Source organism: Coprococcus aceti (assembly GCF_025567285.1).
In the GTDB taxonomy this organism is placed as follows: Bacteria; Bacillota; Clostridia; order Lachnospirales; family Lachnospiraceae; genus Coprococcus; species Coprococcus aceti.
The window spans coordinates 109,330-127,862 of the sequence record NZ_JAOQJT010000001.1; the positions used below are offsets into that span (position 1 = coordinate 109,330).

Annotated in this window: 18 protein-coding genes; 6 read left to right on the forward strand and 12 right to left on the reverse strand. The window is 45.8% G+C overall.

Annotated elements, in window-relative coordinates; genetic code table 11:
* The first annotated feature begins 6 nt into the window (after window positions 1–6).
* Window positions 7–786 carry a YlmH/Sll1252 family protein gene (locus tag OCV54_RS00575; protein WP_055222312.1) on the forward strand — a complete coding sequence of 260 codons (780 nt, stop codon included), beginning with the start codon at window positions 7–9 and terminating at the stop codon, window positions 784–786.
* Between the two features lie 11 nt (window positions 787–797).
* Here OCV54_RS00575 and OCV54_RS00580 read toward each other — a convergent pair whose 3' ends face one another.
* From OCV54_RS00580 to glgB, 6 genes are all read right to left on the reverse strand, one after another.
* The gene (locus tag OCV54_RS00580) at window positions 798–1,484 is read right to left on the reverse strand and encodes a LytTR family transcriptional regulator DNA-binding domain-containing protein (RefSeq protein ID WP_055222313.1); all 687 of its coding nucleotides are present in this window, start codon (window positions 1,482–1,484) and stop codon (window positions 798–800) included.
* Entirely contained in the window at window positions 1,478–1,777 is a 300-nt protein-coding gene (locus OCV54_RS00585) for a helix-turn-helix domain-containing protein (protein ID WP_022215971.1), read from the reverse strand. The genes OCV54_RS00580 and OCV54_RS00585 overlap by 7 nt, the downstream gene beginning before the upstream one ends.
* A 154-nt stretch (window positions 1,778–1,931) precedes the next feature.
* Window positions 1,932–3,101, reverse strand: a complete 1,170-nt coding sequence (locus tag OCV54_RS00590; protein ID WP_022215972.1) for an NAD(P)-dependent malic enzyme — start codon at window positions 3,099–3,101, stop codon at window positions 1,932–1,934.
* A 140-nt stretch (window positions 3,102–3,241) separates the two neighbouring features.
* On the reverse strand, window positions 3,242–5,062 hold the full coding sequence (locus OCV54_RS00595) for a bifunctional homocysteine S-methyltransferase/methylenetetrahydrofolate reductase (RefSeq protein ID WP_055222314.1): 1,821 nt from the start codon (window positions 5,060–5,062) through the stop codon (window positions 3,242–3,244).
* Window positions 5,063–5,296: 234 nt separating this feature from the next.
* Entirely contained in the window at window positions 5,297–6,856 is a 1,560-nt protein-coding gene (locus OCV54_RS00600; RefSeq protein WP_055222315.1) for an ABC-F family ATP-binding cassette domain-containing protein, read from the reverse strand.
* Window positions 6,857–6,868: 12 nt separating this feature from the next.
* Window positions 6,869–8,746, reverse strand: a complete 1,878-nt coding sequence (gene glgB, locus OCV54_RS00605; RefSeq protein ID WP_015534541.1) for a 1,4-alpha-glucan branching protein GlgB — start codon at window positions 8,744–8,746, stop codon at window positions 6,869–6,871.
* Between the two features lie 313 nt (window positions 8,747–9,059).
* On the opposite strand from glgB, the gene OCV54_RS00610 reads away from it, so the two are divergent.
* Window positions 9,060–9,593, forward strand: coding sequence for a TetR/AcrR family transcriptional regulator (locus OCV54_RS00610; protein WP_015534540.1), 534 nt, complete (start codon window positions 9,060–9,062; stop codon window positions 9,591–9,593).
* 20 nt (window positions 9,594–9,613) lie between these two features.
* Here OCV54_RS00610 and OCV54_RS00615 read toward each other — a convergent pair whose 3' ends face one another.
* From OCV54_RS00615 to OCV54_RS00625, 3 genes are all read right to left on the reverse strand, one after another.
* The gene (locus OCV54_RS00615; protein ID WP_055222316.1) at window positions 9,614–10,633 is read right to left on the reverse strand and encodes a PTS sugar transporter subunit IIB; all 1,020 of its coding nucleotides are present in this window, start codon (window positions 10,631–10,633) and stop codon (window positions 9,614–9,616) included.
* 39 nt (window positions 10,634–10,672) lie between these two features.
* A complete protein-coding gene (locus OCV54_RS00620) occupies window positions 10,673–11,473 on the reverse strand; it encodes a DNA alkylation repair protein (protein ID WP_055222317.1) in 801 nt (266 codons plus the stop codon).
* 62 nt (window positions 11,474–11,535) lie between these two features.
* Window positions 11,536–12,489 carry a D-2-hydroxyacid dehydrogenase gene (locus OCV54_RS00625; RefSeq protein WP_055147368.1) on the reverse strand — a complete coding sequence of 318 codons (954 nt, stop codon included), beginning with the start codon at window positions 12,487–12,489 and terminating at the stop codon, window positions 11,536–11,538.
* A gap of 257 nt (window positions 12,490–12,746) precedes the next feature.
* On the opposite strand from OCV54_RS00625, the gene OCV54_RS00630 reads away from it, so the two are divergent.
* The 3 genes from OCV54_RS00630 (at window position 12,747) to OCV54_RS00640 (ending at window position 14,833) form a co-directional block, all read left to right on the forward strand.
* Complete coding sequence (locus tag OCV54_RS00630; protein ID WP_015534536.1) at window positions 12,747–12,998, forward strand: acyl carrier protein; 252 nt, start codon at window positions 12,747–12,749, stop codon at window positions 12,996–12,998.
* Between the two features lie 39 nt (window positions 12,999–13,037).
* The gene (locus tag OCV54_RS00635) at window positions 13,038–14,081 is read left to right on the forward strand and encodes a hypothetical protein (RefSeq protein WP_015534535.1); all 1,044 of its coding nucleotides are present in this window, start codon (window positions 13,038–13,040) and stop codon (window positions 14,079–14,081) included.
* A gap of 185 nt (window positions 14,082–14,266) precedes the next feature.
* Window positions 14,267–14,833 (forward strand): LOG family protein, encoded by a 567-nt coding sequence (locus tag OCV54_RS00640; RefSeq protein WP_015534534.1) that lies wholly within the window; start codon window positions 14,267–14,269, stop codon window positions 14,831–14,833.
* Here OCV54_RS00640 and udp read toward each other — a convergent pair.
* The 3 genes from udp to OCV54_RS00655 all read right to left on the reverse strand — a co-directional run bounded on the left by udp (window position 14,823) and on the right by OCV54_RS00655 (window position 16,283).
* Window positions 14,823–15,587, reverse strand: coding sequence for a uridine phosphorylase (udp, locus tag OCV54_RS00645; RefSeq protein WP_055222318.1), 765 nt, complete (start codon window positions 15,585–15,587; stop codon window positions 14,823–14,825). The two genes, OCV54_RS00640 and udp, sit on opposite strands and share 11 nt — an antisense overlap.
* 98 nt (window positions 15,588–15,685) lie before the next feature.
* Window positions 15,686–15,904 (reverse strand): HPr family phosphocarrier protein, encoded by a 219-nt coding sequence (locus tag OCV54_RS00650; RefSeq protein WP_242849666.1) that lies wholly within the window; start codon window positions 15,902–15,904, stop codon window positions 15,686–15,688.
* A gap of 133 nt (window positions 15,905–16,037) precedes the next feature.
* Window positions 16,038–16,283 (reverse strand): HPr family phosphocarrier protein, encoded by a 246-nt coding sequence (locus tag OCV54_RS00655; protein ID WP_015534531.1) that lies wholly within the window; start codon window positions 16,281–16,283, stop codon window positions 16,038–16,040.
* 377 nt (window positions 16,284–16,660) lie between these two features.
* On the opposite strand from OCV54_RS00655, the gene OCV54_RS00660 reads away from it, so the two are divergent.
* On the forward strand, window positions 16,661–18,493 hold the full coding sequence (locus OCV54_RS00660) for an ABC-F family ATP-binding cassette domain-containing protein (RefSeq protein WP_055222319.1): 1,833 nt from the start codon (window positions 16,661–16,663) through the stop codon (window positions 18,491–18,493).
* Window positions 18,494–18,533: the final 40 nt, after the last annotated feature.

The following is an 18,533-nucleotide window of genomic DNA, read 5'->3' on the forward strand; positions in this document are numbered from 1 at the left end:
CATGCTATGAATGAAAACGATATTCTAAAGGGGCGGTTAAAGGATCTGGCAAATGCCGCCTTCCGCCAGAACAGATATACATATACTAATTTTCTGAGTGCTGCAGACATGGAAGTATTTTACAGCAATCTTGAACAGTTGTCATTTGCAGGATATACCATCTTTGGAGGCAGGGAATTCTGCGACCGCGTTATGATCGCCTTTGGAAATGAAGCCGACTGCGGCTACGCACCGGCTTTTCCCATCTGCACCATGAAGGTTTCCGCTGTTTCGGACAAATTCTCAGATGATCTGAACCATAGGGATTTCCTTGGGGCACTTATGAATCTTGGCATTGAGAGGGAGATGGTGGGCGATATACTGGTCACCGAATCCACTCATTCTGACAAACACAACAATGCCTATATATTCTGTGTGGACACTGTTGCCGATTATATCGCAGAAAATCTGACAAAGATAAGGCACACAAATGTAAAATGTACTTTTTGCAGCACCCAGGATACTGATGAGATACAGATAAAAAAGGAACCTCTGCACATAATCGCAGCATCTGCAAGAGCTGACGCAGTGACCGCCACAATAACAGGCCTTTCAAGAAGCAGCACATCCCTGTTGTTCAGGGAAAAGAAATTTTCACTAAACAACAGGTTGTACGAAAACAGCAGCCACCAGTTAAAACCGGGCGACGTATTTTCAATACGTGGATATGGCAAATATGAATTTGTCGAGACAGGCAGCGCAACCCGGAAGGGCAGACTGAACATAGAATTACTCAGATATATTTGATCTTCTAACAACTAGCAATTGATCAGTTCATTGTAGTATCTTTTCACATCAGCGCGTCTTGTTGCGCTGATGTGTATACTTTTACCATTTGTCAGTATCATTTCATGAGCCGTGCATCTGCTCACATGATCCGGATTTACAAGATAGGATTCATGTGGTCTGATAAATCCCCCGTAGCCCACCTTCATGCGTTTTTCCATCTCGCCAATACTTCCATAAAAAACATATTTTTGTTCCGTTGTGACCAGATTTATGCGACGCAGTTCGCTTTCAAAATACATTATGCTCCGGCTATCTACACTGTATCTCACCCTTCCGGATACAAATGTGAATCTTCTCTCATCCCGGCTCCCCTCAACCGCCATCGTCATCACCTTTTTGAAATTTGCCGCATTAACAGGTTCATACAGAATATAACACGGTTGGATATCATACAATCTCCGGTTTATTCCTGCTGCTATCATCACGAGACTACCTACCCTGCGGTCTTTTTTCAAGACATCGGCCACATCCCAGGAACGATACACCACCACTACATCGTAAATTCCTTCAAGATCCATGTCGACCATGATCGCATGCACATTGTCATAATATCTCACAGCGCACACACATCCCGCATCTCTCTGCCATATACCCATGTACTCCTGCAACAACGGGCTCATTACTTTCTCCTCACTGTACACAGCAATCTTCAGCATATCTCCCTCCAAAGCTGCAGAAGCTTCCGCTCCTGTTCATCCCGGATAACGATTTCCTCCCTCGGAGTCACATCCTCCTCCATCACATCGATATCCCATATGAAATAATCACATGTGCGGTTAAGCACCCTCGACAACAGCACCAGCCGCTTCAGGCTCGGCAGACTTCCGCCATTTTCAAGACGGCTTATATATTTGCCATCTGCATAGATAAGATACCCCAGCTCCTTCTGTGTGAGGTTCATAGACTTGCGGGCATCCTTTATTCTCTGCCCAATAATAACACTGTTCAATTTTTTCTCCTCCCTATCCGTCCCCGCGGACAACAATATTACTTTACAATAAAATCGCAAAATAAAAAACCGCATCCCATGCGGACTTTCCACATAAGATGCGATTTTTAGTACACTTATTTACTAAATATTTCGAAAAACTTTATTTTTATTCTTATTTTGTAATTCCAAGCTTTATTGCCTCGTCAGCTACAGCCTTGGCAACCACCTTAGCAACTCTCTCGTCAAATGCTCCAGGAATGATGTAATCCTCCTTGAGCTCATCATCTGTTACAATGGATGCGATAGCCTTGGCTGCTGCCATCTTCATCTCTTCAGTTATGCCTGTTGCCTTGGCGTCCAGGGCACCTCTGAATATTCCCGGGAATACTAGAACGTTATTGATCTGGTTTGGATAATCCGAACGGCCCGTCGCCATTACTCTTACTCCGCCCTTTGCCGCTTCCTCAGGCATGATCTCAGGTGTAGGGTTTGCCATGGCAAATACTATAGGATCTGCTGCCATAGATGCAACCATCTCTGCTGTCACGATATTTGGAGCTGAAACTCCGACAAATACATCCTTACCCTTCATTATCTCGGCAAGAGAACCTGTCTGTCTGTCCTTGTTTGTAATCTCTGCCATCTCTGCCTGTGCCGGATTCATCCAGTCCTGTCCAGGACACAGAGCACCCTGCCTGTCCACGAGAACCACATTGCCTATACCGAGCTGAAGCAGAAGCTTACATATTGATATACCTGCAGAACCTGCTCCGTTGATAACCACATTTGCCTCGTCAAACGGCTTGCCGACAAGCTTTAACGCATTGATGAGTCCTGCTGACACAACGATAGCTGTACCATGCTGATCGTCATGGAATACAGGAATGTCAAGTTCTTCCTTAAGTCTTTTCTCTATCTCGAAGCATCTTGGAGCTGATATATCCTCCAGATTGATTCCGCCAAATACAGGTGCAATGCGCTTTACTGTCTCAACGATCTCATCCACATCCTTTGTGTCAAGGCAGATAGGGAATGCGTCAACTCCGCCGAACTCCTTGAAGAGTATGGACTTTCCTTCCATTACAGGTATAGCTGCCTCAGGTCCTATATCTCCCAGGCCGAGAACCGCTGTTCCGTCTGATACCACGGCAACCATGTTGCCCTTGCATGTATATTTGTATACGTCAGCCTTATTGTCACGGATCTTTCTGCAAGGCTCTGCAACGCCCGGTGTGTAAGCCGTGCTCAGATCGTCTCTGTTCTTCACTGCCACCTTGGACACTACCTCTACCTTACCCTTGTGCTCCTCATGCATCTTAAGACTTAAACTATTGTAATCCATGTCTGTTCCTTTCTGCGCACCCGCGCATCCTGTATTTTATCTACTGTATATATAACAGCGCCTCTCCTATATAGCGCTGCTCCGGAATCCCTGTTTTCCCCGGCAACACCGCTTATTCCATAATAACCTTGGCTCACATTTTAGTCAACGATATGTGCCAGCATATGTACTCTGTTGAATGGGAACGAGAAGTAATATCCATCTGCAAAATCCGAAGTGTACTCAAGTATATCTCTGGCGATCTGTATGCCGCACTCCTCGCCTTCCTGCCTTGTGGCATTTCCACTGTATCTCTCTATAATCTCGTCCGGGATCTCTATGCCCGCCATCTCATTTTTCATGAACAAGGCATTTCTCCTGCTGACAAGCGGCATGATTCCCACAAGTATTGTCGCGCCGGTCTCAGCCTTCATGTCTCTGAGGATCTGTGCCTGCTCTCTGGAGAACACCGGCTGTGTCAGAAAGAATTCAGCCCCGGCTTCCATCTTTCTCTTTATTCTGTCTATCTCAAACTTTGTGTTAAGTCTGTTCTGGTTGATCGCTCCGCCGTAGGTGATCTTATCCCCGCTGAACACCTCTTCGTTCATAGACTGCAGCAGCTTCATCATTCCGACTGAATCAAAGTTGAACACGCTCCTGGTCGTCTGTCTGAACATGACCGGAACCGGATCACCTGTTATGACAAGGAAATCCTTTATGCCATTAAGCTGTGCACCGAGCACGCTTCCCCTTATGGCTATGGCATTCTTATCACGGCAGCACAGATGCGGCATGACCCTGAGTCCTGTCTCCTTATGCACTTTCTCCGCCATGAGTATGGAATCCGCTCTGGTTCTTCCCGATGGCGAATCAGGGAATGTCACCACATCCACATGTGACTGCTTAAGTATATGGGCTGCATCAAGCAGCTTCTGATCGTTGACATCCACCGGAGGCGCCAGCTCCACAGCAATCAGCTTATGCTTGTGTCCGTCGGCATTTTTTGTGGCTGCCCCGCCACGCTCCAGACGTCCTTTGAGGAAATTGTCCTTTACAGCACTGTCAGCCTGTACCTTTTCCACATGAACCTTGGCAGCCTTTGCAATATCTCCGGTTTTCACCCGCTCCATGATCTGATGTATGTATTCAGGATTTGTTCCGCAGCATCCTCCTATGATATCTGCACCAAGCGCCGCTATGTCCTGGATCTTATCTATGAATCCCTCTTTGTTGTCATTGAACACCAGTCTGCTCTGTGTAAACTTCGGGTATCCCGCATTCGGCATGACTGATACAGGCTTTCCGCAGTCTATATCCAGCTTTTTCAGAAGCTGAAGCATATGGTACGGACCAACTCCGCAGTTGAATCCAACACAGTCCACGTACTGATTTCCTGCCACCTGGGAGAGCAATGCTCTTGCCGAAAATCCACAGTTGCTGTACCCAAACTGGTTCACGCAGAACGACACCATGACCGGCGTGTCCTTTCTTGCCTTCAGGTGCTTCACCACAGGCTCGAGCACATTGAACTCAGGAAATGTCTCAAACCAGATGATATCCACTCCCATGTCCTGCATCGCCTCACCCAGCAGCTTGTACTGTGACACCCTTTCATTCAGTGTGAGACCGGCATCCGCAGGTATTGGGCCTATATCTCCGGCAATGTATACCTTTTTGTGATCCGTTCCAGCTTCGCCGTCCGCAGCCTGCTTCGCAAGCTTTACCGCCGCACGCACATTTGAAATGACATAATCCATGTCAGCATCAAGGCTCGCTGTATTTGCCGCAAATGTATTTGTCCTTATAAGCCCGGCTCCCGCCTTCACATACTCTTTATGGATTTCAAGTACCCGCTCCGGGTGGCGCATGTTTGCAAGCTCAGGAGCGACAGTTCCCTGCTCTCCGTACATTCCCACATAACAGGTTCCAAATGCCCCGTCTGCAACAAGTAATTTATCTTTTAAACTCTCAAGTATATTCATCTAACATCTCCATCCTAATATTATTTTTCACATGCGTCTATATCCGTACGATTATACAGTACTTTTTGAGCAGATGTATCTATTTCTGCGCTGAGTGCGCATTTATCTTTAGCACTTTACCATATTAAACTGTCCTATATAGAATAATATAGGAATTGCGATTAGTCAAATTTACGCTAAAAAATTGCCAGGTTCAAAAAATCTATTTGAACCTGACAGTTTTATAATATCTGATCACTGGAGCAGCGTGTACTGCTCCAGATTCCACACGTCTGTCACAAGACCATCATAAAATTCAGGCTCATGACATACCAGAAGTATAGACCCCTTATACTCGGAAAGAGCACGCTTCAATTCATCCTTGGCATCAACGTCAAGATGGTTTGTCGGCTCGTCAAGCAGAAGCACATTTGTATCAGTGTTGATTAACTTGCAAAGTCTCACCTTCGCCTGCTCGCCACCCGAGAGGACCTTCACCTTGCTCTCGATATGCTTGGTGGTAAGTCCGCATTTGGCAAGAGCCGCACGTACCTCATACTGGGTATATCCCGGGAATTCCTCCCAGATTTCCTGCAGGCATGTATTCTCGCCCGGCTTGACCTCCTGCTCAAAGTATCCAATGTGCAGATAGTCGCCAAGCTGCGCCTTGCCGGATATAGCCGGGATAAGTCCAAGCACACTCTTCAGGAATGTCGTCTTTCCTATACCATTCGTTCCTGTGATGGCTATCTTGTCACTGCGCTCCATGCGGAGACTCATCGGTTTGGAAAGCGGCTTGTCCTTGCTGTAACCTATCACCAGATCATCAGTCTCGAATATGACCTTACCAGAGGTTCTCGCTTCCTTGAAGTTGAACTCAGGCTTCGGTTTCTCACGCTCAAGCTGAATGACATCCATCTTGTCAAGTTTCTTCTGTCTGGACATAGCCATATTTCTTGTGGCAACCCGGGCTTTATTTCTCGCCACAAAATCCTTCAGCTCAGATATCTCCTGCTGCTGCTTTCTGTACGCAGCCTCAAGCTGGGATTTCTTCACCGCATACACCTCCTGGAACTTGTCATAATCGCCGACATATCTGCCCAGCTGACAATTCTCCATATGGTATATGATATTTACAACTGAATTCAGGAACGGAATGTCATGGGATATAAGAATAAACGCATTCTCGTATTCCTGAAGGTATCTCTTGAGCCACTCTATATGGTGTGCATCAAGATAATTTGTAGGCTCGTCGAGCAGAAGTATCTCCGGCTTTTCAAGCAGAAGCTTCGCCAGCAGAACCTTGGTTCTCTGTCCGCCCGACAGCTCAGTTACATCCTTGTCCAGTCCAAGCTGCAACAGGTCAAATGCTCTGGCAACCTCCTCAACCTTCGAATCTATTATATAGAAGTCATGGCTGTCCAGAAGATCCTGAAGAAGTCCCATCTCCTCAAGAAGAGTGTTCATCTCATCCTCGTCAGTGACCTCCGCCAGCTTGTCACATATCTCATTTATCCTCTTCTCCATATCGAAAAGTCTGGAGAACGCATCCCTCAGCACTCCGCCTATGGTCATGCCCGGCTCAAGGACCGTGTGCTGATCCAGATATCCGACCTTCACATTCTTCGCCCAGGTCACTGTACCCTCATCCGGCATGAGACTGCCCGTCACTATATTCATGAAGGTTGATTTACCTTCACCATTTGCGCCGACAAGCCCTATATGCTCACCTGCCAGAAGTCTGAATGACACATTTTCAAATATTGCCCTGTCACCAAATCCATGGCTAAGGTTGCTTACATCTAATATCATAATCTCTCCTTTTTACTAATCCACCGGCTTTAAATACATTACAGACAGAGCCGGAAGATCAAAGCCGAAGTCACCGCATACGCCCTTGATACTCTTCACGGTGTCTTTAGTGTTTCCACCGTATTTATTCCAGTCCGTGTTCATGAGAACTTTCATGGAATTGCCCTCGCCGTATCTGAAATGATAATCCCTGTATGTATTTCCTGATAGGTTCATGACTACTACTATCTTATTTTCCTCAATAACTCTCTGGAATATATATACAACATCCTGCTCTTTGCCACAGAGTATCCAGTCAAAGCCGTGTGGGTCGTCGTCCCACCCTGACAGCGCAGGCTCTTTCAGATAGAGCTTATTCAAATCTTTTATAAATCTGTTAAATGAATCGTGGTTCGGGTATTTCAGTATATCCCAGTCCTGCTCACGCTTCTCGTCCCACTCTCTTAGCTGGGCTATCTCGTTACCCATGAAGTTAAGCTTCTTGCCCGGATGCGCATACATGTAGGCGTAGAGCGCCTTTGCATTTGGGAATTTCTCTTCATATGATCCCGCCATCTTCTGGGCTATGGTTGCCTTGCCATGTACAACCTCGTCATGCGAGAGTGGCAGCATGTATCTCTCATTATAAAAATACATCATGGAGAATGTCAGCTTGTGATACTGGTCGCCTCTGCAAAACGGCAGAGTTCTGAAGAAATTCAATGTGTCATTCATCCAACCCATATCCCATTTGTAGTCAAATCCCAGTCCGCCGTATCCGACTTCCTTGGTGGTTCCCTTGTAGTCCGTGGAATCCTCGGCGCAGAGAATACATGACGGGTGTCTGTCCTTAAGTCCCTGGTTAAGCCCCTTTATAAACTCAACCGCCCTGTCATTTACACCTCTAGACTCGTCGCCCATCCAGTAGATTATCCTGCTGATGGCATCCATTCTTAGGCCATCAAAATGATACTCTGTGAGCCAGTAATTCGCCGCACTCTTGAGAAATGTCTGAACTTCTCCCTTGGAATGGATGAAATTCTTACTACCCCACTCGCTGTAGCCCACATCATCGGTCGGATGCTCATACAGATTGGTTCCGTCATACTTTGCAAGTCCATATCCATCCAGTGCAAAATGCACAGGCACATAGTCCATGATGGCACCTATGCCGTTCTTGTGAAGCGTATCGATGAGGAACTTCAGGTCATCCGCCGTTCCGTATCTAGCCGTCGGACTGAAGAATCCGGTATTCTGGTAGCCCCATGACTCATCACATGGATGCTCCGAAAGCGGCATAAACTCCACATAATTGTAGCCCTGCTCTTTCAGATATTCCACAAGCATCGGTGCTATCTCTCTGTATGTATACCAGCCCTCAGCAACTCGGTCAGTCTCAATGACTTCTTCCGGTGTCAGCTGTTTTCCATTCTCATCATACACCGGTTTGCAGTGCCATGACCCCATATGCATCTCATACACATTGAGCGGACCACCCTTGCACTCATTCCGTGTCCTCATCCATCTTGCATCGCCAAATGTATACTCATCCATATCTCTTATTATAGATGCAAATGCCGGTCTCAGCTCCATGCCGAATCCATACGGATCACAGTGATCCACACAATATCCATCTCTCTGGTATATCTTATATTTATACATCTGTCCGGCCTTTGCCCCCGGCACAAAACACTTGAAAAAGCTGCCATCGTAACACCTCTCCATGGCAGTCTCTCCCCATGAATTGAACTCACCTGTAACCGTCACCGACTCCGCATTCGGTGCATACGTCACAAAGTCCACTCCTGTCACTGCTTTCCTCCTGCTCTTGCCCACGTTCTCCTTCACAACGTGTGCGCCGAGCTCATTGTAGGCATCAAAGCACCTTCCCGAATAAAACTCATACAAATCCATAACTTTTCCTCCATACAAAGTTAGTGTTCAAGTTCCATCATCCAAGCCCTCTCAGTCATTTCTTGACTGTAGTAAATTACCTTCAGTATACCGTTGCACATCCGCTATATGAATATTCGTTTTTTGATAAAAGTAAAATAATTTACTCCAGACAATTATTGACAATTAGATTTAATATGTATATACGTTTTTTTGACTATATCTTTCTTTTGTTGTATTCTATATTATAATGCATAGAGCATCATCAGGGCGCTTACAGCCATTTATAATCATTACCCGCGTACAGCTTTTGTATGATCAGAAAGGAGCTTTTATGGACAGAAGGATTCAGCGTACACGCAACAGCTTATTCAGCGCATTTATCGAACTGCGTGCCACCAAACCTGTGGAGAAGATCACAGTGAAGGAACTCACAGAAAAGGCCAATATCAGCAAGCAGACTTTCTATCTGCATTTTCAGGATATATATGATCTGTCGGAATACCTCGAAAATGATGCTCTTCTGTCCCTCATCGGTGACATTCCAAATCCAGAATATATGCTTACCAATCCTGCAGAAGCAAGCAGGCAGTTATGCAACGCATTTATCAACCAGGGACATTTGTTCTCCATACTCTTTCCTGATGACAACAGAAGCTACGGAGTCCTGACCAACAAGCTCGACGCCCTCATCAAGGAGAAGATATATGACGCCCGTCCCGAGTTCAGAGATGACCTTGCCAAGAATGTTGAGGTGTCAATGTTCGTACAAGGCTGTGCTTATACTTTCCTGAAATACAAAGATCAGGATGCCGCTATGGTCATAGATACCCTTGCTGGGATCATAGACAGGGCAACCAGAGCGTAAATAAATGGCATGTGAGCTTTTCAGACGACAAGCTCGCATGCCACATATTCATAATTCACTTTCTCTCTCCGGTTTATCTTAAGCTGATATCCTTTATCTATGCCACCAGAATGACCTGTATCAGCATTTTCATCGGAATGTACCTCCAGCACAGCATATACAGTTTCGCCTCTGCCAGCAAGCGTCTCATATGGATACTCTGCAAGCAGCCTTCCTTTTCGCACCTTCTCACCATCACCACATGTAAGTCTTATATCTACATAGCTCTGTGTCCTCTGCCATCCGGTGTCGATCTCTGATATCAGATATATCCTGACCACGTATCCTTCCTCAGATGTACACTCTATCTGACCTTCTCCGGCTTTACTATATCCAGCCTTGCAGTCAAACGGCGCTCTGATCTCTCCCCGTGTGGCTCGAATCGCACACAAGCCGACACTCCCGTCTCCCAGGTTCTGTAGGCAATGTATATCAGATACGCGCACAACATCACCTTCAACAGGCACATACACCTTCTTAAGCACTCTTTCATAATCGATCTCAGCCTCCTGTTCAATATTATCTTTCCTGTGTCCATCTATATATCTTCCAAGCTCTCGGCATATCCTTTCCACCTGATCCTCATAGAATACCTGCACCTGCCTGCCCTTTGCCAGTATTCCCAGAGCTCCTGTGGCTTTCAGTTTTCTCCTGTCCACCAGCGCCCCGTTGTTCACCGTAACTCTAAGTCTTGTATCACTGCTCCTCAGACTGTAAATATTTGCTGTTCCTCCCAAAGCTCCAGCAATGGCAATGGCTACAGCATCACCATCAATGTAGTTATCCTCCGCTGAATACTCCCTGTCCTCCCGCTCATCCTGACTATCTTCCAGACTGCCTGAGGCATTTCCCCTGACGTATTTTCTTATCCATACGGTCAGACATACCGCAGCCGCCAAACAGACAATCACCAGCACCATTGCCACCATAAACTCATTTTCAATATTATTGATCCCAGTCAAAGCAAAAAGGACATCCATATCCGCATTCAAATTTCTCATAAGAATTCCTCCTGCAAATATAATGTCCTTCTCTTAATTTTAATATTCATTTATAACTTCCGCAAACCTGTTCACATCCGCTTCCGGCAGCCTGTATATCTTCTCTATCTTGTTCTTAGTCATCTCCAGAATCTGCCTGTCAAACTGTGCACCTTTTATGTACTCAATCGTCTTGTCCGGGAACACGAAATAGCTCTCCGCCAGGCCAAAGGCTACACCGTCCTTTGCACAGTAGCCGCCATCCTGCATATGTTCAAATGCATAAAGGCATTTGTCGATATACTTGTCATTCACAAAGTAGCACTTCAGCATGATAGCCACGAACCTGAGTCTGAAGTCATCGGACATATCCTGCCAGGTTCCTACTGCGATGCCTCCCTGTCCCTCTGGAATCTCTGCCTCCTCCTTCTTTCTCCACGCAGGATTCAGCTCGGAATCTCCCATATACTTCATGATGAATTCCCACACTATCTCCGGGTACATGGATGCCGCCACAAATGTACTGCAGAACGAGTCACACACCCACCAGTTGTCTATCTTGGGAACAAATTCATCGGCATATGCAAGTATCTCCTCCAGCTTGCCCTGTGCGAATCCAAGGACAAGCCCCTGAATGACCACATCCTCCAGCGTATCATCCGGCGCATGCTTCAGATACTCCTTCCAGTTTATGTCGGCTATCTGTCTGGCTATCTCCTTCAGGTCATCCAGCCTCACACCTATTATATTGCCACAGCCCGGAAGGTTCATGGCCAGATATTTGCCAAATTCCGGATCCATGTGCTCATACAGTTCAGACCTAACCAGTCTGTTCACATCCTCAAAAGAACTGCTCTCCATCTTCCTGATCTATCCTTTCTTCTTACAGCTAAATTTCTGCTCTATGGCTAATCTTATTCTTTTTATACTGTATTTACAGGCTTTCCATTGAGAAACGCCTCTATATTGCCACCCGCTATATTGAGAAGTCTCTCCCTGACCTCCTTCGGTGCCCAGGCGATATGTGGTGTTATGATCACATTCTTTGCCGTGAGAAGCGGATTGTCCGCCGCCATAGGCTCCTGTGCTATGACATCCACCGCGGCTCCAGCTATACGTTCCTCGTTCAGGGCATCTGCCAGATCCTTCTCCACTATGCAGCCGCCTCTGGCAGTGTTTATGATGAATGTAGTCTTCTTCATCCGGCCTATCGCACTCCTGTCTATCATTCCCTCCGTCTCAGGGAACAGAGGACAGTGTATGCTTATCACATCCGACTGTGCGAACAGTTCATCCCTCTCAGCCCAGCTTATCCAATCGCCATCCGGCAGGGCTTTCCTCGTCCGGCTGTTCACCAGCACCCTCATGCCAAATGCATGTGCGATCTCTGCCACCTTCATACCTATACTGCCATAGCCTATGATACCCATAGTCTTGCCCGCAAGCTCCATGGTCGGCATCACACTGTAGGAGAAATCCTTACTTCTCACCCAGCCACCGTCCTTCACTGACGCATCATGCGCCCCGACCCTGTTTGCCAGTTCCAGAAGCAGTGCAAATGTAAACTGCGCCACAGCATCCGTACTGTATGCCGGAACATTTGTAACCACTATGCCGTGCTCATGTGCCGCCTCCACATCGACCACATTGTAGCCGGTGGCAAGCACACCTATATATCTGAGGTTCGGACAGGCCTCGATCACAGCCCTGTCTATCACCGTCTTGTTCGTTGTTATGATCTCCGCATCGCCTATCCTTGAGACCACCTCTGACCTGTCGGTTCTGTCATACACCGTCAGCTCGCCATACTTGCCAATACTGTCCCAGCTAATATCGCCGGAATTCGCCGCACATCCATCCAGAACAACTATCTTCATGTCCATCACCCTGCCTTATCGTATATTGTTGTTCTATATTTTACATCAACTGTCTGATTTTTTTAAAAAAATTATAATATTTTATTCAACTATACCATATTTTACACCATATACTTCACGGTAATTTTAACATTTAACACAAAAATGCACAAATATTTCTGTACGGATTGAATAATTTTATTGAAAAATACTGTCAAACACATTAAAATATAAGTAACGTGCATTGGTAACATATCAAAACGAATGGGAGGTTTGAAATGGACAAAGACACATTAACAAAAAAAGTATTGGAGGTTTTTTCTGATATTCTTCCAGACATAGATGCGGGCAAGCTGGACATGACTGCAGAACTCACCACCGAATATGGCGTGAATTCCGTTTCCATCATTCAGTTCATCGTCGGACTTGAGCAGGCTTTTAACATTGAATTTGATGATTCTGAGCTTGCACTTGGTCTCTACTATGACATGAACGATGTAGTCAAGGCTGTAGCAGCCAAGGTCAGCTAACATCACGTAATCTTAATATGAAATGGAGGTAATAAGCACATGAGCAAAAAGATTTTGCCAATAAGCTATCCAATGATAACATCCTGGCAGTGGCATGCCACACTTTTCTCGATCATAGGGGACGACGAGAAAGCCAAGAATTGGATATTCAGCAATTATATACAGTTAAGATGTTACAACATCGAAGAGATCTTCACAGGAGATGAGATGCTTCTTGCAGATATGATGCCGGGAAGCAGTTCACTTAAGGAATGTCCTTATCTTCTCTTCTCTCTCATGACAAAGGAGCAGGTAGAGAGCTACTGCGGAGATATTCTCACTTTCATCAAGAAGACCATCAATCTGGGCGGATATGTATACGGAGTATTTGACGAGGCTAAGATCCTCTGCGATTCCGGTGCCGACTACAAATTCCCACACGAGCTCTTCATCTACGGATATGACGACGAGGAGCAGCAGTTCTATGTTGGAGATTTCACATTTGGCGAGCATTATTCCTACTCAAAAGTATCATACTCAGATGTGAGAAACGGCTACGACACAATCACAGCCCAGGAGGATCATATTTTCAAGGACGACTACAAGGGACGCCGTGGAATATACGTGATCCAGAAGAATCTGGCTGATACATACTACGAACTCGACACACAGTATATCAAGGATACCATCATCGAGTACCTTGAGTCAAAGGATACCAAGAATCACTTCCGTATGATGAGGAATCGTTTTAAGGACACAGTATTTGGGGTTGATGTCTACGATGCGGTTCTGAAGCAGATCGGCAAGCAGCTTTCAGCAGAGGATCCAGACTTTGATATACGTGCTCTTCACATCCTGTATGACCACAAGGTTCTCATGATGGAGAGACTCAAGTACATGATGGATCACGGATATATCGAATTCAACGGTGATATCCTGAATGATTATATGGAGGTTGAGAACACCATGCTCACCGCCAGAAACCTTCTCATCAAGACTTCCATCACAGGCAAGGTTGACTGTATGGACAGATTTGAGAAGTACCTTATGGGTGCAAAAGAAAAAGAGATCGCAGTTCTGGGCAAAGTTGTTGAGCTTCTGTAATCTCATATCATTCTTTTCATGTTTTCCCTTTGCGGGGCAGTCCTATGGCTGCTCCGCATTTTTTTGCGATTTTACATTATTTTATAAATAATTTCTTCCAAATTATCATTTACTTCTATATACTGTTTAATAAATGGTTTTTCGGCAGTTCAGGAATACCTGGCATTGTCACATTGGAGGTTTTTATGAATATATGTGTATACGGCGCGTCAAGCAACGACATTGACAGATCTTATATAGAAGAAACAGAATATTTAGGAAGGGAAATCGCCAAAAGAGGCCACACTCTTGTGTACGGCGCTGGAGCAAATGGGCTCATGGGCGCAGTGGCAAGGGGTGTATACGAGGAAAATGGCACCATAATAGGCGTCACTCCTTCATTCTTTAATGTTGACGGAATACTGTTTGAGAATGTCTCCGAGCTGATAACCACTGAGACCATGAGAGAGCGCAAACAGATCATGGAAGATAAGGCAGACGCTTTCATCGTAACGCCCGGCGGAATTGGCACTCTCGAGGAATTCTTTGAGATCCTCACGCTCAAGCAGCTCGGACGCCACGGCAAAGCAATCGTAATTTTCAATCAGAACGGATTCTACGATCATCTTCTGTCCATGCTCAAAGAGACGTCGGACAAAGGCTTTATGACGCCTGCGACCAACGAGATATATACCGTCATGGATAATTCAGATGAGATCCTTGACTATCTTGAAAGCTACAAGACAGACATAGGTCGTGTATTCAAGTTCTGATAAGCTTCTTCACAGCTTCAATAGCCACACGTATGGCTTTATCGGTGTCGTGTACCTCAGGATTCGGGAGACCGGCTGCAGCCCTCTCCTGATTCGCCACCACAAGGAAGCACGCACCGACCCTGACCCGCAGGAACGCTCCAACTATTAACAATGCAGCAGATTCCATCTCAGAGGCCTTGCAGCCCATCTTCTTCCACGCTTCCCATTTGTTCATAAGCTCATATCCAACCGGCATGATTCCCGGCGAATGCTGTCCATAAAATGAGTCCTTGCTCTGAACCACACCTGTGTGTGCCGTCACTCCAAGTGCTCCTGCTGACTCTCTGAGCGCATTCACCACATCTATATCCGCAACCGCAGGGTACTCTATAGGCGCATACTCTCTTGACGTGCCCTCCATCCTGACAGCTCCCGTGGCGATCACCACGTCTCCGCCGACGATCTCAGTCTGCATACCGCCACAGGTTCCAACCCTGATAAAAGTGTGGGCACCGGCGTGCACCAGCTCCTGCATGGCTATGGCCGCCGACGGGCCGCCTATACCTGTGGACGTGACACTGACCTTCTCTCCATCCAGATAGCCTGTATACGTGACAAATTCCCTGCTGTCCGCCACCAGCTCCGCATCTTCGAGATACGCTGCTATCGCCTTACATCTCTTAGGATCCCCCGGCATGATAACATACTGGCCTATCATATCCTCATTTACCTTTATATGGTATTCCAACCCCTGATCCGCTTCGTATATCATAATCATCCCTCCTGACACTTGTCTCACAGCATAGGAAAAGCAGGCTTGCAGAAAATCTGCAGCCTGCTTTTCTAAGCTTTCTTATGTATCCTATAGAATTAGCACTTAAACTCATCAAGCTTTGCCTGAAGCTCTGGTGCAACTTCTCCATGAAATTTCACTGTAAGTGGCTTCTCAAGATTTAAACTGAACACACCTAAGATTGACTTTCCATCTACGACGTACTGAGCTGATGAAACGTCAACATCATTTGGAAACTGATTCAGGTATGCAACAAACTTCTTGATGTCATCCATAGTGTTAACTTTAGCTTTCATCTCTGTAATCTGCATTGGCTGCGCCCCCTAATATCTCTTAATATTTATAAGGACATTCTAACACTCCATCAACGAATGTGTCAATGCATACAGACCACGAATTAGCTATGAAAATTATTGTAATAAATACTCCTTATGCAGCCAGCATAAATGGCTGTAATGTATTTATAAACGACTCTGTCGCTCCGTTATAGAACTTTACTGTGAGTTCCTGATCAAGTCCAAGACTAAAAACTCCCAGTATTGATTTGCCATCTACAAGATAATTCCTGTTGGATGAATATACATCAACGTCTCCATCATATTTTCTCATTGTCTCTACAAACTGTCTTACCTGCTCTACTGAATTGAGCTTAACCCTGATATTTGTTGATTCCATGATAATTACCTCCATTCCTGTCCGTAATCAATGTTCAATTTATACTACTTTTTGGAATAATTTGCAAATTACAAAATTGTAATTTTGTAAACCAATTTGTGCAAATGGCTTGTTTTTATTAACCTAAAGCGCCTTTTCAGGTTATTTTTTAGTCATGTTGTATAAATTCAGGAATGTTTTTTTACAAATATACTGTCGGGTGGAGATCATGGTCTTATATATTTTCGTCTATTTTTAATTATTCTCAAATGGTATTTCTATTATGATATGCTTCTTGACTCGTCAATTCTCCCCAATTACAATAATACTTACATGCAAAGCCGTTTTCACGGCTCATTTTGACGAAAGGGCGGGCACAAAGCCCCATAAGAACATATATGAACCTACTTACAATAAAAGGATTTTCAAAAGCATACACTGACAAGATTCTGTTCGATGACGCAGACTTTTCAGTAAATTCAGGAGAAAAGATCGGTGTCATAGGCGTAAACGGCACGGGTAAATCAACACTCCTCAAGATCATAGCCGGCATAGACGAATGTGATTCAGGACAGTTGTCAAAGGGAAACAACGTGGTCATAAAATATCTTCCACAAACCCCCGACTTCGCAGAGAAGGTCAGCATATACGACTATGTCATCACTGCAAATGTCGACGAGGAGAACAAATGGAGCATAGAGGGTGATGCCAAGGCATTTCTTCACCGTCTCGGATTTGACGACACCAGCCTCATGGTGAGCACACTTTCAGGAGGTCAGCGAAAAAAGGTCGCTCTGGCTGCGGCACTGCTGTCAAGATGTGACATTCTTGTTCTGGACGAGCCCACCAACCACCTCGACAACGATATGACAGAATATCTGGAGGATTACCTTAACAACTACAAGGGCGCTCTGGTCATGGTCACCCACGACAGATACTTTCTTGACAAGGTGTGCAACCGCATAGTAGAGATCGACAAAGGCAAAACCTACAGCTACAATACCAACTACGAAGGCTATCTCATGCTGAAGGCAGAGCGTGAGAACATCGCACTTGCCACTCAGAACAAACATCAGAATATCCTGCGCAAGGAGATCGCATGGATGCAGAGAGGTGCTAGAGCCAGAAGCACAAAGCAGAAAGCCCATATCCAGAGATATGAGAAGCTTGCAAGTGAGGAGCTTATAAAGGAAACTCAGTCGGTTACCATGAGCTCAATCGCGAGCCGGCTGGGAAACAAAACAATAGAGCTCTCCCATATAGCCAAGACCTGGCCGGGCAGACCAAGTCCGGTCATAACGGACTTCTCATACAACTTCCTGAGGACTGACAGGATAGGTGTTGTTGGCCCAAACGGCTGTGGCAAGACAACGCTCATGAAGCTCATAACCGGTGTCACCAAGCCGGACAGCGGAACCATAGAGATCGGAGACACCGTAAGGATAGGATATTTCTCTCAGGAAAATGAAGCCTTGGATCCCAACATGAAGGTACTCGACTACGTCAAAGAAACCGCAGAGTATATCCAGACCACCGAAGGTCTCATGTCAGCATCCACCATGTGTGAGAGATTTTTATTTGACGGCACTCTGCAGCACCAGCGCATAGAGAAGCTCTCAGGAGGCGAGAAGCGAAGACTGTATTTGTTGAAGGTTCTCGTATCATCGCCAAATGTACTGATCCTTGACGAGCCGACCAACGATCTGGACATTTCCACACTGTGTATACTTGAGGACTATCTCGATTCCTTCCAGGGCATATTGATAGTCGTATCACACGACAGATATTTTCTGGACAGAGTCATAAGAAAGCTTCTGGTGTTTGACGGCTGCGGCGGGATCTCACAGTTTGAGGGCGGTTATACCGATTATTATCTGACCCACGGTTCATTTGCCAACAGCGCATCGGCAGGGGCAAATACCCAGACAAAGCCGGAGCGTGTCAGCACAGCGGACAAGGAACCTGCCCAGAAAAAGAAAACGCAGAATCCATCCGTGAAGAAAAAGTTCTCCTTCAATGAGCAGAGGGAATATGACACCATAGAGGACACCATCGCCCGGAAAGAAGCTGAGATAGAGCAGACGGAGACCGATATCAACAACTCTGTATCAGATTTCGTGAAGCTTAACGAACTCACGCAGAAAAAGGAACAGCTTGAATCAGAGCTGGATCAGCTTCTGGAGAGGTATGTGTATCTCACGGAGCTGGCGGAGTCATTTGAAAAGAACTGATCACATTGATCATTTGCCAGAAAAACGGGAGACGCGCTGC